The organism is Mesorhizobium sp. BH1-1-4, from assembly GCF_020165665.1.
GTDB lineage: Bacteria > Pseudomonadota > Alphaproteobacteria > Rhizobiales > Rhizobiaceae > Mesorhizobium.
Map to the genome: position 1 here is coordinate 109,327 of NZ_JAIUIN010000008.1, position 18,554 is coordinate 127,880.

At 62.9% G+C, this 18,554-nt stretch carries 18 protein-coding genes and 1 pseudogene; 15 read left to right on the top strand and 4 right to left on the bottom strand.

The window, feature by feature from the left end:
* Positions 1-44 precede the first annotated feature (44 nt).
* The gene (locus tag LB569_RS16450; protein WP_224693209.1) at positions 45-395 is read right to left on the bottom strand and encodes an ArsC family reductase; all 351 of its coding nucleotides are present in this window, start codon (positions 393-395) and stop codon (positions 45-47) included.
* A gap of 153 nt (positions 396-548) precedes the next feature.
* On the opposite strand from LB569_RS16450, the gene LB569_RS16455 reads away from it, so the two are divergent.
* The gene (locus LB569_RS16455; protein ID WP_224693210.1) at positions 549-905 is read left to right on the top strand and encodes an ArsR/SmtB family transcription factor; all 357 of its coding nucleotides are present in this window, start codon (positions 549-551) and stop codon (positions 903-905) included.
* Positions 902-1,381 carry an SRPBCC family protein gene (locus LB569_RS16460; RefSeq protein WP_224693211.1) on the top strand — a complete coding sequence of 160 codons (480 nt, stop codon included), beginning with the start codon at positions 902-904 and terminating at the stop codon, positions 1,379-1,381. Before LB569_RS16455 ends, LB569_RS16460 begins: the two co-directional genes overlap by 4 nt.
* 97 nt (positions 1,382-1,478) lie before the next feature.
* Here LB569_RS16460 and LB569_RS16465 read toward each other — a convergent pair whose 3' ends face one another.
* Complete coding sequence (locus tag LB569_RS16465; protein ID WP_224538046.1) at positions 1,479-1,832, bottom strand: nuclear transport factor 2 family protein; 354 nt, start codon at positions 1,830-1,832, stop codon at positions 1,479-1,481.
* 183 nt (positions 1,833-2,015) lie between these two features.
* On the opposite strand from LB569_RS16465, the gene LB569_RS16470 reads away from it, so the two are divergent.
* Together LB569_RS16470 and LB569_RS16475 are read left to right on the top strand one after the other, a co-directional pair.
* Complete coding sequence (locus LB569_RS16470) at positions 2,016-2,720, top strand: SOS response-associated peptidase (RefSeq protein WP_224693212.1); 705 nt, start codon at positions 2,016-2,018, stop codon at positions 2,718-2,720.
* Between the two features lie 582 nt (positions 2,721-3,302).
* Positions 3,303-3,608 (top strand): hypothetical protein, encoded by a 306-nt coding sequence (locus tag LB569_RS16475; protein WP_224693213.1) that lies wholly within the window; start codon positions 3,303-3,305, stop codon positions 3,606-3,608.
* On the opposite strand, the gene LB569_RS16480 is transcribed toward LB569_RS16475, so the two are convergent.
* Entirely contained in the window at positions 3,594-4,757 is a 1,164-nt protein-coding gene (locus LB569_RS16480) for a fumarylacetoacetate hydrolase family protein (RefSeq protein ID WP_224693214.1), read from the bottom strand. The genes LB569_RS16475 and LB569_RS16480 overlap by 15 nt on opposite strands.
* 208 nt (positions 4,758-4,965) lie before the next feature.
* On the opposite strand from LB569_RS16480, the pseudogene LB569_RS16485 reads away from it, so the two are divergent.
* From LB569_RS16485 to LB569_RS16525, 9 genes and pseudogenes are all read left to right on the top strand, one after another.
* Positions 4,966-5,848, top strand: a pseudogene (locus tag LB569_RS16485) (ABC transporter permease).
* Positions 5,849-5,865: 17 nt separating this feature from the next.
* Positions 5,866-6,666: an ABC transporter permease gene (locus LB569_RS16490; protein WP_224693215.1), complete on the top strand. Its 801-nt coding sequence runs from the start codon at positions 5,866-5,868 to the stop codon at positions 6,664-6,666.
* A 28-nt stretch (positions 6,667-6,694) separates the two neighbouring features.
* Positions 6,695-7,765, top strand: coding sequence for an ABC transporter substrate-binding protein (locus LB569_RS16495; RefSeq protein WP_224693216.1), 1,071 nt, complete (start codon positions 6,695-6,697; stop codon positions 7,763-7,765).
* Positions 7,766-8,059: 294 nt separating this feature from the next.
* A complete protein-coding gene (locus LB569_RS16500; RefSeq protein ID WP_224693217.1) occupies positions 8,060-8,668 on the top strand; it encodes a cupin domain-containing protein in 609 nt (202 codons plus the stop codon).
* The gene (locus LB569_RS16505; protein WP_140705710.1) at positions 8,658-9,743 is read left to right on the top strand and encodes an ABC transporter ATP-binding protein; all 1,086 of its coding nucleotides are present in this window, start codon (positions 8,658-8,660) and stop codon (positions 9,741-9,743) included. Before LB569_RS16500 ends, LB569_RS16505 begins: the two co-directional genes overlap by 11 nt.
* A 327-nt stretch (positions 9,744-10,070) precedes the next feature.
* Positions 10,071-11,006: a substrate-binding domain-containing protein gene (locus LB569_RS16510; protein WP_140705709.1), complete on the top strand. Its 936-nt coding sequence runs from the start codon at positions 10,071-10,073 to the stop codon at positions 11,004-11,006.
* 117 nt (positions 11,007-11,123) lie between these two features.
* Positions 11,124-12,110 carry an ABC transporter permease gene (locus LB569_RS16515; protein ID WP_224693218.1) on the top strand — a complete coding sequence of 329 codons (987 nt, stop codon included), beginning with the start codon at positions 11,124-11,126 and terminating at the stop codon, positions 12,108-12,110.
* A 3-nt stretch (positions 12,111-12,113) separates the two neighbouring features.
* Positions 12,114-12,905: an ATP-binding cassette domain-containing protein gene (locus LB569_RS16520; protein ID WP_140705707.1), complete on the top strand. Its 792-nt coding sequence runs from the start codon at positions 12,114-12,116 to the stop codon at positions 12,903-12,905.
* 27 nt (positions 12,906-12,932) lie between these two features.
* The gene (locus tag LB569_RS16525) at positions 12,933-13,955 is read left to right on the top strand and encodes a LacI family DNA-binding transcriptional regulator (RefSeq protein ID WP_224693219.1); all 1,023 of its coding nucleotides are present in this window, start codon (positions 12,933-12,935) and stop codon (positions 13,953-13,955) included.
* 327 nt (positions 13,956-14,282) lie between these two features.
* Here the strand turns inward: LB569_RS16525 and LB569_RS16530 are convergent, their stop codons facing one another.
* Positions 14,283-14,873 carry a TetR/AcrR family transcriptional regulator gene (locus LB569_RS16530; RefSeq protein WP_224693294.1) on the bottom strand — a complete coding sequence of 197 codons (591 nt, stop codon included), beginning with the start codon at positions 14,871-14,873 and terminating at the stop codon, positions 14,283-14,285.
* A gap of 123 nt (positions 14,874-14,996) precedes the next feature.
* On the opposite strand from LB569_RS16530, the gene LB569_RS16535 reads away from it, so the two are divergent.
* Positions 14,997-15,371, top strand: coding sequence for a hypothetical protein (locus LB569_RS16535; RefSeq protein ID WP_224693220.1), 375 nt, complete (start codon positions 14,997-14,999; stop codon positions 15,369-15,371).
* The gene (locus LB569_RS16540; protein ID WP_140705920.1) at positions 15,365-18,541 is read left to right on the top strand and encodes an efflux RND transporter permease subunit; all 3,177 of its coding nucleotides are present in this window, start codon (positions 15,365-15,367) and stop codon (positions 18,539-18,541) included. Before LB569_RS16535 ends, LB569_RS16540 begins: the two co-directional genes overlap by 7 nt.
* Positions 18,542-18,554 lie beyond the last annotated feature (13 nt).

An 18,554-nucleotide genomic window follows, 5' to 3' on the forward strand; every position in this document is an offset into this window, starting at 1 on the left:
TTCGCTCCTTGCTTCGCCATAGGATGACGAAGTAAAGGGGTTCCCTACTTCCCCACTGCTCCCTCATAAACATCCGGCTTGAACCCAACGAGTATCTGGTCCCCAACCTCCAGCACCGGACGCTTGATCATCGTTGGCTTGGCCAGCATCAGGGCCTTGGCCTTGTTCTCGTCGAGGCCTTGCCTGTCCGCCTCCGGCAGTTCACGAAACGTCGTGCTGCCTTTGTTGAGCAGCTTTTCCCAGCCGACCTCGCCGACCCAGCCATTCAGCTTGCCCGCCTCGATCCCTTCGGTCCGATAGTCATGGAAACGATAGGGCACGTCACGGCTCTCCAGCCAGACGCGCGCCTTCTTGATCGTGTCGCAATTGGTGATGCCGTACATGGTGATCGTCAAGACGTGCTTCCCTTGGCTGACAGTCGAATCCGTCTCGCAACCTAGAACCGCCCTTGCCGCTTTGCCAGCAGCTCGCGAAATTTGCGCTTGCCAATACTAAGGAATTTACCTAAGTATCGTTAATCACTTTTGCCGACGACCCAGGACCGATCGATGACGAGCCTCCAGAGCGCAAGTCCAAGCCCCCCGCCGATCGACGGCATTTTTCGCGCGCTCGCCGACCCGACCCGGCGGCGCGTGGTCGAGCGACTGAACAGGGGCCCCGCCTCGGTCAGCGAACTGGCGCAGCCTTTCGAGATGGCCCTGCCCTCCTTCATCGACCACCTCAAGATACTCGAAGGCTGCGGGCTGGTTCGGTCGCAAAAGACCGGCAGGGTCAGGACTTACGAGCTTGCGCCTGAACCGTTGAAACTTGCCGAAAGCTGGCTGGCCGAACAGCGCACGCTGTGGGAGCGCCGCCTCGACCAGTTCGACGCCTATGTGATGACCCTCAAGGAGCAGGAAAAATGAGCTATCCGTTCAAGCCGGATCCCAGACTGGACCTGATGCTGGAGCGCATCATCGATGCGCCGCGCGAATTGCTGTGGAAAGCCTGGACGACACCGGAGCATGTCAAGCAATGGTTCACGCCGAAGCCCTGGTTGATCACCGACTGCGAGATCGATCTGAGGCCGGGCGGGCTGTTCCGGACACGCATGCAGTCGCCCGACGGCAAGGAGGTCAACGACCGCCATTGCTGCTATCTGGAGATCGTGCCGAACGAGCGGCTGGTGTGGACCGATGCGCTATTGCCCGGCTATCGGCCCTCGGGCGAGCCTTTCATCACCGCGGTCATTTCGCTGCATCCGGACGGCAAGGGCACGCGCTACACGGCCACCGCCATCCATCGCGACGAGGCGACCCGCGACAGCCATGAAGAGATGGGTTTCTTGGATGGCTGGGGCACGGTGGCCGATCAGCTTGCGCAATATGTGAAGACGATTTGAGCCGCCGCATGATGGCCGGGTATGGCCCCGGCCATCATGCTTGGTTTGCCGACATGGAGCCCAAAGAGCAGGCTCCCGGCCGGTGAGATTCGCCAGATCAATAGTAAAAACGCTCTTCCGTGATCTTGCCGTTCTTGACCGTGTACAGGCCGACTTCATCCATGGTGACCCGCTCGCCGGTGGCCTTGGGCGTTACGTCGAACTTGAAGCGCACGGCGAACTGGTCGCCGTTGACATAAGGGCCCTCGACCGAGCCACCGTGGACTTCGTGGTTTTCTTGCCACCATTGGCCCTTTTGCTTGAGAGCCTCTTTGCCATGGGCCACGGCCATTGGTCCTTCCATGGCTTCGTAGCTGACGATATCGTCGGCGTTGTACTTCTCGCCAGCACCGGCGTGATCGCCCTGCTGGAGCAGCTCGGTGAAATCCTTGGCAATTTCCGCGATTGGCATGTGTTCCTCCTGTTCAGACGCACTCGAAGTAGGGAAGCGCTTGCCGGTCCGCCAGCTTTGCCCTGATGACAGCTGACAAGGCGTGTCAGGACGATAGATATAGCGTGGCCGTGTGACGACGATTGAGGGAGCGCTGGCGCCGACCTCGGTTGCAGACGCAAGCCAATTCCGCAATGTTAGCGTATGTGCAACCTCTACAACATCACGACCACGCAAGAGGCGATCCGACAATGGACGCGCGCAATGCGCGATACCAGCGGCAACCTTGAACCTTCCATCGATACCTATCCCAATCAACCAGGCGTGGTTGTTCGCAACACTGTGGCTGGGGAGCGTGAACTGGCGAAGCTGCTTTGGGGACTACCAACGCCGCCTGAGCGCATGAAGGGCAAGGCAGACTACGGCACGACCAACGTACGCAATCCTCAATATTCGCACTGGCAACAGTTTGTTGGTGTCGAGAACAGGTGCGTCGTGCCGGTGACAAGCTTTGCCGAGCCCAGCCCCGCACCTAACGACAAAGACCCGGAAACCGGCATCCAGCGCAATTACTGGTTTGCCCGCGATCAAAGCCGGCCGCTGTTCTTTTTTGCCGGTTTCTGGACCCGCTGGCTAGGTGTGCGAAAGGTCAAGGATGGTCCTGGCGACTTCGAACTGTTCGCCTTCATGACGACCAAGCCCAACGCCCTCATCGCGCCAATTCATGGGAAGGCCATGCCGGTAATCCTGACCACGCCGGAAGAGACCGAAGCTTGGCTGACCGCACCTTGGTCGGAGGCACGGCATTTGCAGCGAACAGCACCCGATGACGCTCTGGTGATCGTGGATAAACCTGCAACGCAGATCAAGTTCCCAAAGCAGACGCCAGTTCAAGGATCCCTTTTCTAGGCTTCCTTCAATCGTCGTCTCGCCAGATCACACGGCGAACCATGCGGATTTCGACGAGGCGCCTGACGCGAATCTTCAAGCGTTCAGCGGCACTCGGCAGGACAATGCCCGCGTCAAGCTCGCGACCTTTGCAGCGCTCGCACCGCATATGCCGTTCCACGTCCCAAAAAGGTATGTCACCGACCAGCTTTGCGAGATCGCCGGGCAGATAGTGTCGAGTGATGTTGCAATTCCTGCATCGAACGCGAATTAGCTGCCCGACATCGTGCGCCAAGCGTAGGGTTTGCACATTTCGGCGCGGTCGGGTGCTTAATTCGGGCATCGGACAGACTAGGAATATGTTCCTTGCGGAGTCAATTCACACTTAAGCCCGTGGTCCCTCGGTCCACATATCGATCAAGGCCTGGTCGTTCGCAGCCCTCCAGCAACTTTGCGAGTTTGGAAGAAATTAGCTCGGCAGCATGGGGCAGTTGGCGCCACGGCGCAGGCTGATATGCGCCACATCGCCCGCGCTGAACTGAACGCCCTCGGCCTGGCGCGGCGCGTCGGCCGGCGATTCTACTAATTTTGCGGAAACCCGTCATGATCGCCGAGACCGACGAGCGAGATATGGATGTGGTCTTCCGGAACAAGCCAGCCTTGCAACCCCAGCTCCCGCTCGAGGGCGACAGCCTTGCACGCCAGGGGGCCGGCGATAGCGCTCTCGGCCAGTATGGCGAAGAATATCCGGTCGTCAAAATGTCGCTCGGACTAATCCCATCGGTAAAACATCTGGCCGTTCTTGGCGGTTCCAACGCAGGTTGCCTACTCATCACTACTCTCGATCGGGCAAGTTGCATCCGGTCGAGAAGTATAGAACATAACGGGAACAAATCAAGCAGAAAATAGGCCGGCTTTGGCGAGGTCGCGCATCAGATGGCTGGCGCCGTAAGTCCAGTGGGGGCAGTCAGGCGACAGCCGCACGCGGTTGACCAGCGCGCCGAATTTCTCCGACGAGATGGTGACGATGTCGCCGACCTTGTGCGTAAACCCCTGGCCCTTTTCGCCGCGATCCTTCGACGGCACGAACATCGTGCCGAGATAGAGAGCCAGCCCGTCCGGATACTGGTGATGCGGCCCCATGGCGGCGGCAACCAGTTCCTCCGGCGAGCGGCTGATCTCGGCCATCGAGCTCGCCCCCTCCAGTGAAAACCCATCCTCGCCCTCGACCTTGAGGCGCACGACGGCCTGCTTCACGTCGGTGATGGAGAACGTGTCGTCGAACAGCCGGATGAAAGGGCCAAGCGAGGCCGAGGCATTGTTGTCCTTGGCCTTGCCGAGCAGCAGCGCCGAACGCCCTTCGACATCGCGCAGATTGACGTCGTTGCCGATGGTGGCGCCGACGATCCGGCCGCTCGAGGCGGCGATCATGGCGATCTCCGGCTCCGGATTGTTCCAGGTCGACACCGGATGCAGGCCGACATCGGCGCCGAAGCCGACCGAGGCCATCGGCTGGCACTTGGTGAAGATTTCGGCATCCGGTCCGATGCCCACTTCCAGATATTGCGACCAGGCGCCGCGCGAAATCAGCTTGGCCTTGATCTCCATCGCCTCGGGCGAACCGGGCTTGAGCTTGGACAGGTCATGGCCGATCAGGCCGGCAATGTCGGCGCGGATGGCGTCGGCTTTTTCCGCCGAGCCGCGCGCCTGTTCCTCGATCACCCGTTCGAGCAGGCTGACGACGAAGGTGACGCCCGATGCCTTGATCGCCTGCAGGTCGACCGGGGAAAGGAGAGAGGGTTTTGCGCTGTCGCGCGTGGCTTCGAAACTGTTGGCCGCGATGTCGTCGATCGAACCGATCGGCGTACCCTTGGCCGAGCGCACATGGCCGGCCGGATCGGCCAATTCGCAGACGTCACGCACGGTCGGCGCAGCGCTCGACGTGATGTCGAAGACAGTGCCGTCGCGCACCGTGACCACCACGGGATGAGAGACATCGCCACTCCTGGCGCGGCCGACAAACAGGCCCTCGGTGGGCAGAAGCGTCGGATTGGTCATGGCAGCGGTCCTCTGATCATCGAAAAAATGCGGCTTGCCGGATCGGCGCGGCACTTTCACCGGATTTCGGTCAAAGGTCTATCCCATCGATAGTGGTCCAGAGCTTGGTGCCGCGCTTCGGTCGCCGCCTCGCCGTCAAACATAAATTGGCTTGACAGTTTCACGAATATGAAAAAATCTAACTGGATTTCAAATTTTCAGGCAGGTCATGTCGGCCATCATTTCAGCCCGAACGCCAGAGGCCCGGTCTTCATCGGGTTTCCGGGCTGCCATGTTGCTGCCCGGCGCGCTGGTCACCTTCCTGCTGGTCCTGTTCGCGCTTGGCCTCGTGCTGTTTCTCGCTTTCCGCGGCAATGACGGCTCGCTGCTCGGCGTCGGGCTGACCGGCGAAAACTTCCTCACCGTGGCCACCGATCCGCTCTACTGGACGGTGACATTGCGCTCGCTGGTCATTGCTGGCCTGGTGACGCTGGCCACCGTCGTCACCGCCTATCCCGTCGCTTACTACCTGGCCTTTCACGCCGGCCGCCGGCGCGGTTTGCTGCTGTTCCTGGTGACGCTGCCGTTCTGGACCAGCTATCTCCTGCGCGTCTTCGCCTGGAAGATCGTGCTCGCCTATAACGGTGTCTTGAATTCGGCGCTGATCGAAAGCGGCATCTGGTCCGAGCCGACGCTGGCCTTCCTCAACACCGGCCGCAGTTGTCGTCACGCTCGCCCATGCCTATGCGCCGTTCGCCATCCTGCCGATCTACGTGGCGCTGGACACGATCCCGAAATCCCTGCTCGAGGCCGCTTCCGATCTCGGCGCAAAACCCTTTACCGCGTTCCGCCGCGTCGTATTGCCGAATTCGATGCCAGGGGTGCTGGCCGCTGCCCTCGTCGTCTTCGTGCCGACGGTCGGCGACTATGTCACGCCGGCCATGGTCGGCGGCCCGGCCAGCACCATGATCGGCTCGCTGATCCAGTCGCAGTTCGGCAAGGCCAATGACTGGCCGTTCGGCGCCGCGCTTTCGGTCTGCGTCATGCTGGTGATCCTGCTCGTGGTGCTGGTCGCGCGCGGCGCCGACCGCCGGTTTGGCAGCCGCACATGAACGCAGGGTGCGCCAGCATGAAACGGGATGGCCGCTGGCTCGGCCTCTATGTGCTTGCCTATCTGGTCTTCCTCTATCTGCCGGTGCTGCTGATCCCGCTGTTTTCCTTCAACGATTCCATCCAGGCCGCGTTTCCCCTGCAGGGCTTCACGCTGCAATGGTATGCCACGCTCCATGGCAATCCGGCACTGTCGGGTGCGCTCGTCAACAGTCTCGTCATCGGCGCCATCGCGGCCTCGGGCGCCACGCTGTGCGGCATCACCGTGTCCTACATGGATCTCTATGGCCGCTCGCCGCTTGCCGCCACGATCAGCGCCATCGCACGGCTGCCGATCCTCATTCCCGGCGTCATCGTCGGCATATCGCTGCTGATCCTGGTCAACCTCGTCGGCCTCGGGCCATCGCGTGTCGCCATCGTGCTCGGCCATATACTGGTCGCGCTGCCGACCACCGTTGTCGTCATGCGCAGCCGTTTCGCCGCCATCCCGGAGACCGTTCGCGAGGCGGCGCTCGACCTTGGCGCTTCCGACTGGACGACGTTCCGGCGCGTCATGCTGCCGCTCAGCCTGCCTGCCGTGCTGTCGGCCTTCATGCTCGCCTTCCTGATTTCGTTCGACGAGTTCATCGTCGTCTTCTTCCTCGCGGGCACCGAGCCGACACTGCCGCTCTACATATGGAGCCAGCTGCGCTTCCCCCGCTCGCTGCCGACCGTCATGGCCTTGGGGACGGCGATCCTGGCAGTTTCCTTCATCATCGCCGGCACCGCCGAGATCCTGCGCCATCGCGGGCTTGGCGCCACGCGACGCAATCCAGCCTGAACCAAAACACACAGAGAGGAGAACGAAAATGGCATTCCACCTGAAATCGCTAACCGGACACAAGGCCAGGGCCGGCCTCGCGGCCCTAGCGCTCGCACTGTCGTCGACCGTGGCGCTCGCCGCCGAGAAGCTGCAATACTTCACCTGGTCGGGCTACGAACTGCCCGATTTCAACAAGAGCTTCCTTGCCGCGCACCCCGATGGCGTCGAGGCTTCGATCTTCGGTGACGACGACGATGCCTTCACCAAGGTCAAGGCTGGCTTCCGGCCTGATATCGCCCATCCCTGCTATGACAAGGTGGCGCGCTGGAACAAGGAAGGCCTGCTGCAGCCGATCGACACCAAGCGCATCAAGAACTGGGATTCGATCTTCCCGGTGTTCAAGAACCTGCCAGATCTGCAGGCCGGCGACGGCAAGGTCTGGATGGTGCCGTGGGACTGGGGCAACACCTCGATCCTCTACCGCACCGATCTGGTGAAGAACCCGGAAACCAGTTGGAACCTCCTGTGGGACAAGCAATATGCCGGCCGCATGGCGACCATCGACGCGGTGCACGACACGCCGATCGTCGCCGCGCTTCTGGCCGGCGTGAACCCGTTCGACATGACGGCCGAGCAGATGGACAAGGTGGCGGCGAAACTGCGCGAGCAACGCCCGCTGCTGTCGAGCTACACCACCGACATGACCTCGGTCGAGCAGGCGCTGGCCAGCGGCCAGCTGGTCGCCGCCATGACCTGGAACGCATCGGCCACGTCGCTGAAGAAGCAGGGCGTGCCGGTCGAGTTCATGAAGCCGAAGGAGGGCATGCTGACCTGGGCCTGCGGCTTCGTCATGCTGAAGGACGCCAAGAATGTCGATCTCGCCTACGACTTCATCAACAGCCGGCTGGATGCCGACTCCGGCAAATACCTGATCCAGTCCTATGGCTATGGCAGCTCGCTCTCGACCGCTTTCGCCGGCGTGCCGAAGGACGAGTTGGAAAAGCTGCAACTGCCCTCCGACCCGGAGGTGATGCTGAAAAGCACGATCTTCACCGGCCCGATGAAACAGAATGACGATATGGCGAAGATGTTCGAGAAGGTGAAGGCTGGCGGGTAAGCTGAGACAGAGTCGGGTTAATTGCGGAAGTCGGCGCCGCCCCTCATCGCCCTGCCGGGCACTTCTCCCCGTATAGGACGGGGAGAAGTGGCTGGCCGCAATGTCGGCTCGCTTCTTGCGGCGTTGGCGATTGGCGAAACGAGGGACACAGTGCCCCTCGCCCCGTCACTATGCGGGGAGAGGATGCCGGCAGGCAAGTGAGGGGCAGCGCTGACGTCGCGGCAAGGTTCGGCCCGATTTTGCAGCTGACTTCAGTCAGGCCCGAGCCGCAAATATCGCAACGAGGACTTGCACATGGACATGCTCGACGAAGCCGCCGAAAAACCCAAGGACGACGCCGACATTCGCGTCGGCCGGCGCGTGCGGGCGCTCAGGCTGGAGCGCCGTCTGTCGCTGGCCGATCTCTCGGCAAAAGCCGGCATATCGATCGGCGCGCTTAGTCAGATCGAGCGCGGCATGTCCTCGCTGCGCGTCAAGGTGATCTGGCCGCTGGCGGCTGCCCTCGACATCGAGCCGTCGGCGCTGATCGCCGACGGCAATGACGCTGTCAACGATCTCTATTGCGTGCGCGCCGACAAGCGGCGGTCGATCCCGGTCAAGTCGGAAGGCATCGCCAAGGCGCTGCTGTCGCCGCCCGGCGCCACGCTGACAGGCATGCTGGTGACGGTCGAGGCTGGCGGCGGTACGGCGGAAGCCTATGCGCATGCCGGCCACGAGTTCGGCTTCGTGCTTTCGGGCGAGGTCGAACTGGTGGTGGATTCGACAAAATACGGATTGAAGAGCGGCGACAGTTTTGCCTTCAAGAGCACGCTTTTGCACGCCTTCCGCAATCCCGGCGCGGAGCAGTGCCAGATCCTCTGGGTCAACACGACCAAACCCTCCGAGGTTCGCGATGGCGCTTGATCCCCTCGTGCGGCTGCGGGCGGTGTCGAAAGTATTTCCGGGCGGCATCGTCGGGCTCGATGCCGTCGATCTCGACATCGTCGGCGGCGAATTCCTGACCCTTCTGGGCCCGTCCGGTTGCGGCAAGACCACCAGCCTGCGCGTCATCGCCGGCTTTGAAAGCCCGTCGAGCGGCGAGGTGCTGCTCGACGGCCGCGACATCACCGCGCTCCGGCCATTCGACCGGCCGGTCAACACCGTGTTCCAGGACTATGCCCTGTTTCCCCATATGAACGTTGCCGAAAATGTCGGCTTCGGCCTGTCGCTGCGCAAGCTGACCGGCGGCGAACAGGCAAGGCGCGTCGCCGAGGCTCTCGACATGGTCGGCCTTGCCGACAAGCTGCGCGCCCGCGTCTCCGAATTGTCGGGCGGCCAGCGCCAGCGCGTCGCGCTTGCGCGTGCCATCGTCTGCGAGCCGCGCGTGCTCTTGCTCGACGAGCCGCTGTCGGCGCTCGACGCGCATCTGCGCGAACAGATGCAGGTCGAACTGAAGCGGCTGCAGTCGCGGCTTGGCACCACCTTCGTCATGGTCACCCACGACCAGACCGAGGCGCTGTCGATCTCCGACCGCATCGTTGTCATGAACAAGGGCGGCATCGAGCAGATCGCGCCGCCGGCGACGCTTTACGACCGGCCCGCGACGAAGTTCGTGGCAAGTTTCATCGGCACCATGAACCTGCTGCAGTCGCGCTTTGTCGGCCGCGATGGCGAGCGCCTGAGGTTCACCGCCGGCGCCCTGCCGCTGGAAGCTGTTCCCGACACCGCCGATCAGCCCCAGGAGGGCGAGGTCCGCACCATAGGCGTGCGCCCCGAGGATCTGCTGGCGGCCGCCGAGGCCGCGCCCGGCACGGCGCCGGCGCGGGTCAACAGCATCGTCTTCCATGGCCGCACGTTGCGCCTGCATGCCGAATTGGGGCAAGGCATGCCCGTCGTCATCGACGCGCCGCGCCAGGCCGAGGGCGTTCAGTTCAGCGCGGGCGACGTGGCGCATATCAGCCTGCGCCGTGGCGCCAACTGCCCCATGCTGCCCAGCTAACTGCCGAAAGCATAGGGATCGCACCTGCTCTAAGCGGTTCTTCGGGGGCTTTCGCCCCAGGTGACCGCCCAAACATGATCGGGACAGTCCGCCGGGCTGAGCCTCGGCGACAATCATCCGACCGCCCGGGAAAAATCATCCCAACTGATGCGATCTGATGGGGTCGTTGATGGCGTCGCGTCAGGCGCCAACTACATCTGCAGATGGAGGCTTGCCATTCGTCGAAAAAGGGGATGCTCTTGAGGCTCCGAGCGGCGCTGGCAAAAGACGCGGGTCCGGCCGAAGCCGGAACAAGGGACGGATCATCTTCAACCGGGAGGAAATCAAATGCTGACAAGACTGAGACTTGTGCTCTACGGCCTGCTTATCGCGCTGACCGTCATTCCGGCAGCCGCGCAGGCCAAGACGTTCTACTGGATCTCACATGGCGGGCCGGCCGACCCGGTCTGGACCTACTTCCTTGCCGGCGCCAAGCAATGGGCCAAGGACACCGGCAACACCGTCAACACCTCGTTCCACAATGGCGACGTCGCCTCGCAGCAGGAAGCGGTTCGCGCCGCCCTCTCCGCCAAGGCCGACGGCATCGTCACCACCAGCCCCGATCCGGGCAGCCTTGTCGAGATCGTCAAGGAAGCGCGCGCGGCCAACATCCCGATCATCAACTTCAACACGCCCGATCCCAAGGCCAATTTCAACGCCTATGTCGGCGGCGACAACGTCACCTTCGGCAAGCACTGGGCGCAGTATCTGGTCGACAAGGGCCTGGTGAAGAAGGGCGATTTCGTCTGGATGCCGGTCGAAATCCCCGGCGCCACCTACGGCGTGCAGGAAGAGGAAGGCATCAAGAGCGTCTTTGGACCGCTCGGCATCACCTATGAAGTGACCGAGGCGACGCTCGACCAGGCCGAGGTGATCAACCGCATGGTCGACTACCTCACCGCCCACAAGGGCAAGGTCAACGCCATCATCGGCCTCGGCGACCTCGTCACCGGTTCGATCAAGCGTGTCTTCGACCAGGTCGGCGTCAAGCCGGGCGAAATCCCGGTCGTCGGCTGGGGCAACTCGCTCGACACCACCCAGGAAGTGCTGAACGGCTATGTCAATGCCGGCCAGTGGCAGGATCCGCAGGCGACCAGCTATGTCGCGTTGTCGCTCGCCAACATGGCGGCCAGCGGCATTCCTCCGGGCTTCAACGTCATCACCGGCGCGCTCTACGAGAAGGACACCGCGGCGGTCTACGACAAGATCCTGTCCGGCAAGTAATCCGCGATCCCTGGCGCCGCGCATTTTGGCGTGGCGCCAGACATCTCCCTGCGCCGCGACATGTCCGCCCGATGCGGTGGAGAGTGCGGCCCGCTCCAACCATGTCGCGGGTTCCCAGTGGAAAATCATTCGCCCATCCAACGCCTGATCGCGCGGCCGGAATTCGGACCCTTCGTGCTGCTCATCGCCGAGATCGCCGTTTTCTGGGGTTTCAACCACGACTTCCTGTCGCCGCAGAACATCTCCAACACGCTGGCCTTCACCGTCGAACTCGGCCTGATCGCGCTGGCGATGACGCTGCTGATGACGTCGGGCGAATTCGACCTTTCGGTTGGGTCCCTGTTCGGCTTCTCGCCGGTGCTGATGTGGACGCTGTTCAATGCCGGCGTCACCTCGCTGGAAATGGGCTTCGTCGTCGCGCTGCTGGTTGCGGCCTTGATCGGCCTGGTCAATGGCTGGTTCGTCACGCAGCTCAAGATCCCTTCCTTCCTGGTGACGCTCGGCATGCTGTTGGTGGTGCGCGGCAGTGCGCTTTTCATCACCGACGGATTTCCGCAGCGCACCTGGAGCGCCGAGGGCAGCTGGCTGGCGGAGGCGCTGGTCGGCGACTTCTTCATCGGGCCCTTCCGCATCTACATGTCACTGTTCTGGTTCATCGCCGCGGCGATCGCGCTCGGCTATGTCCTGACGCAAAGCCGGACCGGCAACTGGATCCAGGCGGCCGGCGGCAATCCCAACGCGGCGCGCGCCCGCGGTGTCAACGTCAACCGCGTCAAGGTCGGCCTGTTCGTCCTGTCGTCGGTCATGGCCTCGCTTGCCGGCGTCATCTCCTCGCTGCGCACGTCCGCCGCCAACCCCAACAGCGGCACCGGTTACGAGCTCGAGGTGATCGCCATGGTGGTGATCGGCGGCACGGCGCTGACCGGCGGGCGCGGCACCATCATCGGCACCGTGCTCGGCATCCTGATCCTGCGCGTGATGCGCAACGGCATCGTGCTGATCGGCGTGCCCGGGCTTGCCTACAACATCTTCATCGGCGCCATCATCCTTGGCATGATGGCGTTGCATTCATGGCTGGAACGCCGGCACCAGGCGGGGACTTGAACCATGGCCGAGCCATTGATCCGCATGCACAACATCCGCAAGTCCTATGGCCGCGTACAGGCGCTGGTGGATGCCAATTTCCATGTCAACGAGCGGGAGATCGTCGGCCTGCTGGGCGACAATGGCGCCGGCAAATCGACGTTGATCAAGGTCCTCTCCGGCGCCGTGCCGCTGACCAGCGGCGACATCTTCATCCGCGGCAAGAAGGTCACCTTGCGCAGCACTAGCGACGCCATCGCCCATGGCATCGAGACCATCTACCAGGACTCCGCCCTGGTCACGCAATTGTCGATCGCGCGCAACCTGTTCCTGGGACGTGAGCCGATCAAGCCGCCGCGCTTCCTCAACCGCATGGACCAGGAGGCGATGAACACGGTCGCCCGCGACCTGCTCAAGCAGGTCGGCATTTCCAAGAACATCCCGCCGACGACGCCGATCGGCTCGCTCTCCGGCGGCGAGCGCCAGGCGGTGGCGATCGCGCGCGCCATGCATTTCGACAGCGACCTGATCATCCTCGACGAGCCGACCAACAATCTCGGCGTCGCCGAAACGCAAGGGGTGCTGAGCTTCGTGCGCAACGCGCGTGATTCCGGCCATTCCTGCATCTTCATCGCGCACAACATCCACCATGTCTTCCAGGTGGTCGACCGCATCGTCGTCATGCGCAGGGGTAAGGTGGTCGCCGACGACATCGATCCGAAGACGACGACCGTGACGGAAGTCGAGCGCATCATCACCGGCATGTCGGACAAGGACATTCGCGACGCCCTCGCCGACGGCAAGCCGGGGCACTGAGGGAGCATCGACGCATAGGGTCGCGGCATGAAGGCCACCGTCTCCGACATCGCCAGGAATTGCGGGCTGTCGACCGCGACGGTCGACAGGGTGCTCAACAATCGGCCCGGAGCGAGCGCGGCCAACCGGCAACGTGTCATGGAGGCCGCCAAGCAGCTCGGCTATCTGCCGGTCGCCGACCAGGTAACGCTGCCCTCGAAGCCCGCAAACCTCGAATTCTTCCTGCCGATCGGCTCCAACGCCTTCATGCACGATCTGGCGAAGCACATCGAGGACTACGCCTCACGCCTGCCGCTTGTGGCGTCCTGCCGGATCCACAATCTAGCCGGCATCTCGCCCAATGCCCTGCAGACGGCGGTCGAAAAACTGTCGCTGCGGGCCAATGGCGTCGGTGTCATCGCCGTCGATCATCCCAGGACACGCAACATCCTGCGCGACGTGGTCGAGGCCGGCATCCGCCTGGTGACGCTGGTGTCCGATATTCCGACAGCGCCGCGCTCCGCCTATGTCGGCATCGACAACCGCGTGGCGGGACGGACGGCGGCGCTTTTGATGGGACGCTTCCTCGGCGGCCGCGAGGGGCGGCTGGCGATGGTGGTCGGCTCGCGCTCCTATCGCGGCCATGAAGAGCGCGAGATGGGATTCCGCTCGGTGCTTGGCGAGGAATTTCCCAACCTCACCGTCAGCAGCGCCGTCGAGATCAATGACGAGCCTGACGCCAGCTATGCGGAGACCATGAAGGCGTTGCGCAACGAACCGGAACTGCTCGGCATCTATTGCGTCGGCGCCGGGCGCTCCGGCATTGCCAAGGCGATCAGGGAAGCAAGGCCCAACCGCAAGCCGGTGTTCATCTGCCACGACCTGACCAGGGAAACGCGCGGCTATCTCGTCGACGACCTCGCCGACGTCGTCATCGACCAGAACGCCAGGCTGATCGCGGAACAGTCGGTCATCCAGCTGCTCGGCTCGATCGCATCGTCGGCGCCCTACCTGACGCGCAAATTCATCGAGCCGCGACTGATTTTCAGGGAAAATGTGCCGGCCCAGTGAGACCGGGTGGCCTGGGCAGAGCCGCGTTTCCCATATTTGTATGATAATTGGCACGGCAAATCTGCACAGCAGCTATGCACAATTCATTGTTGCCGAATCATTGGGCAACTCGTAGGTTCTGGTTGTCGGCCATCTACTCCTCCCAGATGCGATGCCGACGCTGAATGGGGTGCACCTCCTCCCGCGCCACATTCGAAATCGAGCCCGCTGCCACCTCCTCCCGGCAGCGGGCTTTTTTCGTCTGGGCATAATCACGAGCGCCGCCGGCACATAGCTCCGCCAGTCCTCGACCACGGGATCGCGCGGCCGTCGGCAGTCGGGCAAATATCAGCCTGCCGCGGTTCCCCTGAAGGAAACGATCAGCCCTTCGGCCATACGCACGAACTGCGTGCTCGGACCCTCGGCACCGACGGTCTGCACGCTGACCCGCGCGCCCTCGAACAGCAGCGACAGCGTATCGGCGAGAAGTTCGGCCTGGCTGATGCCGGCATCCCGGCAGAGGCCGACCAGGCGTTCGCGCTGGGCTTCCTTGAGTTCCTTGATCACGCGCCTTGCCGGATGATCGGGCTCGGTCAGTTCGGCGGCGGCATTGGCCATGTCGCAGCCACGGCCGTCGGTGTTGAGCATGGCGGCGGCCTTGCGGACCCAGGCATGAAGTTGAGCGAGTTTGTCGCCCGGATGCTCGGCCTCGAACGCCTCCCACATCGAGCCAGCCTTCAACGCGTTGGCACGCAGGCATTCGACGATCAGTTCGTCCTTGGACTCAAAGTGACGATAGAGCGTCATCTTGTTCGTGCCGGCGGCCTCGGTGATGGCGTCGACGCCGACGCCCTTGATGCCGTGCTTGTGGAACATGTCGCGTGCCGTCTCCAGGATCCGATCCCGGGGACGAGAGCGCTCCACGACGCCGTCTGTCATCATGATCTCCTTTCGTTTCCAAAAAACCCTCGGCCACCTCTTGACTAGGGTGTTACCGGTCTGTAACTTCCAGCATGTTACTTACTGGTAACACCTATAGCGTCCGTCGTCAATAACAAGGTCGTGAACTGGTCCTACCAGATCGAGATGGACGAAAAGATTGCCAATCATGCGGCCTCGGCCGGTGACGAGATGAAAAACGGTTCGCGAGCATGGGCTGCGAATCGACAGACAAGGAGCCGGCCAATGCCACAGCGCCGCGATCTTACCATAGATGAGGCCGTCCGGGATCCGATGATCCGGCTGGTCATGAAAGCAGATGGGGTCGACCCCCGCGCCTTCGAGAAAATGTTGCGCTCGCTCGCCGATGGGCAGCGTCGCGAAGTGCCGTTGCTGCGTTCACGGGAAGTCTCCCGTGACGGGCAGGGCCAGTTGTCCAGGGTCGCCAGCGCCTTCGGGCGGGCAAGAGCGGCCGGAGAGGCGTGCGTGTCGTGGTAAACTTCTTCATCCATCGTCCGATCTTCGCCTCGGCGATCGCCATCATCATGGTGCTCGCCGGGACGATTTGTTATTTCCTGCTGCCCGTCTCGCAGTTTCCCGACATCACGCCGCCCCAAGTCGTGGTCAGCGCCCACTATCCAGGCGCCAGCGCGCAAGTGGTGGCCGATACGGTGACAACGCCGCTGGAGCAGCAGATCAACGGCGTGCAGGGCATGACCTACATGTCGTCGACAAGCTCCAATGACGGCTCGTCGACCATCACCATCACCTTCGATGTCGGCTATTCCTTGAGCACCGCCGCCGTCGACGTCCAGAACCGCGTCTCGCAGGCCGCCTCCTCGCTGCCGGCGATCGTCAACCAGGGCGGCGTGACGATCAAGAAGCAGAACCCGAACTTCGTTCTCATCGTCAACCTGACCTCGCCGGACCATTCCGTCGATCCGGTGGCACTCTCCAACCTTGCCTATCTGCAGGTGGTGGATCCGCTGAAGCGACTGCCGGGCGTCGGCGACGTGCAGATCTTCGGCGAACGGCGCTATTCGATGCGCGTCTGGCTCGATCCCGACAAGCTCGCCAATCTCGGCATCACAGCCGTCGATGTGCAAAATGCCATCGCCGAGCAGAACGTCCAGGTGGCGGCCGGCAAGATCGGCCAGTCGCCGGCGCCTGCCGGCACCGCCTTCGAAATGCAGGTCAATGCCGTCGGGCGGTTGAGCGACCCCAAGGAATTCGGCGACATCGTCGTGCGTGCCAACACCGATACGGGTTCGCTGGTACGGTTGCGCGACGTCGCCCGTATCGAACTCGGCGCGCTGCAATATTCGTCGTCGGCCTTCTTCGGCAAGGACCCGACCGTGGTGCTCGCCGTCTATCAGATGCCCGGCTCCAACGCGCTCGATCTGCAGCAGCGCGTCAAGGACAAGATGCAGGAACTGTCGGCGCGTTTTCCCAAGGGCGTCGACTATGCGATGCACTACGATACGACGCGCTTCGTCTCGGCCTCGATGCATGACGTGCTGATCACGCTCGGCGAAGCCCTGGTGCTCGTCGTGGCGGTGGTGTTCATCTTCCTGCAGAGCTGGCGCACGACCATCATCCCGACCATCGCCATCCCGGTGTCGCTGGTGGCGACGCTGGTCGTCATGGAGATGATGGGTTTCTCGCTCAACATGCTCTCGCTGCTTGGCATGGTGCTGGCGATCGGCCTTGTCGTCGACGACGCCATCGTCGTGGTCGAGAATGTCGAACGACAGCTCGAGGCCGGACTGAAACCACTGGCGGCGACAAAAGCCGCCATGGCCGAAGTCACCGGTCCGATCATCGCCACGACAGCGGTGCTGATGGCCGTGTTCGTGCCGGTTGCCTTCATTCCCGGTGTTTCCGGAAAGCTCTACAACCAGTTCGCGCTGACGGTGGCGATCTCCGTCGGCATCTCGGCCTTCAATTCGCTGACGCTCAGCCCGGCGCTGAGTGCCGCCTTCCTGCGCCATCGCGGCGAGACGCAGTTTGTTCTGTTCCGCTGGTTCAATACGGGCTTCGACAGGCTGTCACATGCCTACGCCCATGGCGTGCGCTTTCTCATCCGGCTGCGCTGGATCATGCTCGGCCTGTTCGCGGCCGGCCTGGTCGCCACCTACTTCGTCTGGCAAAAGCTGCCCTCGACCTTCCTTCCGGTCGAGGACCAGGGTTATTTCTTCGTCGTCATCCAGTTGCCGGACGGCGCCTCGCTGGAGCGCACCGATGCGGTGGCCCAGAAGGCGCGCGATATCCTGCAGGCGACGCCCGGTGTCGACATCGTCGGCTCGATCAGCGGCCTGAACTTCCTGACCAGCGCGGCGCAGTCGAACTCGGCGGTCGAGTTCGCCATTCTCAAGCCATGGGAGGAGCGTGGTCCCGACCAGAGCGCATCGAAGCTCGTCGCCGACGTGCGCGGCAAGCTGATGCAGATTCCGGAAGCCTTCGCGCTCTCCTTCGATCCGCCTTCCATCCCCGGCATCGGCACCACGGGCGGCTTCGAATTCGTTGTCGAGGACCTTACCGGCCGCGGCAGCACGGCCCTCAACGACGCCACGCAAGCGGTGATCGCCGAGGCGCGCAAGCAACCGGAAATCAATCCGCAGCAGCTGTTCTCGCCGTTCTCGACCTCGACGCCGCAGTTCAACTACGATCTCGACCGTGCCAAGGCGAAGCTGCTCGGCCTCAACCTGCCCGACGTCTTCAACACGCTGCAGATCTATCTCGGCTCGCTCTACGTGAACGACTTCAACCTGTTCGGCCGCACCTTCCGGGTGACCATCCAGGCCGACAAGGATTCACGCGCGGGTGCCGCCGATATCTCACGGCTCTATGTACGCAATGCTTCCGGAGGAATGGTGCCGCTCAGCACGCTGGGCAAGCTGGTTCCGTTCGTCGGCCCGGAAACCGTGCCGCACTACAACAACAACGCCTCGGCCACCATCAATGGCGGCGCCGCGCCCGGTTATTCGTCCGGACAGGCGGTCGCCGCGATGGAACGGGCCGCCGCCACCGCACTGCCCAGGGATTTCGGCTTCGAATGGACCGGCATCACCTTCCAGGAGCTCAAGGCGGGCTCGATCGCGTCGGTTGTCTTCGGCCTCGCCATCGTCTTCGTCTTCCTGATCCTGGCGGCGCAGTATGAGAGCTGGGCGATGCCGTTCATGGTGCTCCTGGCGGTGCCGCTCGCCCTGTTCGGCGCGTTCGCCGCGCTTTGGGTACGCGGCATGCAGATCGACGTCTATTCGCAGATCGGCTTCGTCATGCTGATCGGCCTGGCGGCCAAGAACGCCATCCTGATCGTCGAGTTCGCACGACGGCGGCGCGAAGAAGGCCTCAGCATCGTCGAGGCGTCGATGGAAGCCGCGCGGCTGAGGCTGCGGCCGATCCTGATGACCGCGTTTGCTTTCATCCTCGGCGTGGTGCCGCTGATGATCGCCACCGGCGCGGGTGCGGCAAGCCGTCAGTCGATCGGCACCACCGTGTTTGGCGGCATGGTGGCGGCGACCATACTGTCGCTGGTGTTCGTGCCGGTCTTCTACGCGGTTATCGAACAGCTGCGCGAACGGCGCGGCGGCGACGAGCCCGCTTCTCAACATACTGAACCAACTGCCGAAACCGCCTTCCCTCCCCTGGCGCAAGCGGCTGAATAAGATTGGAGAATCA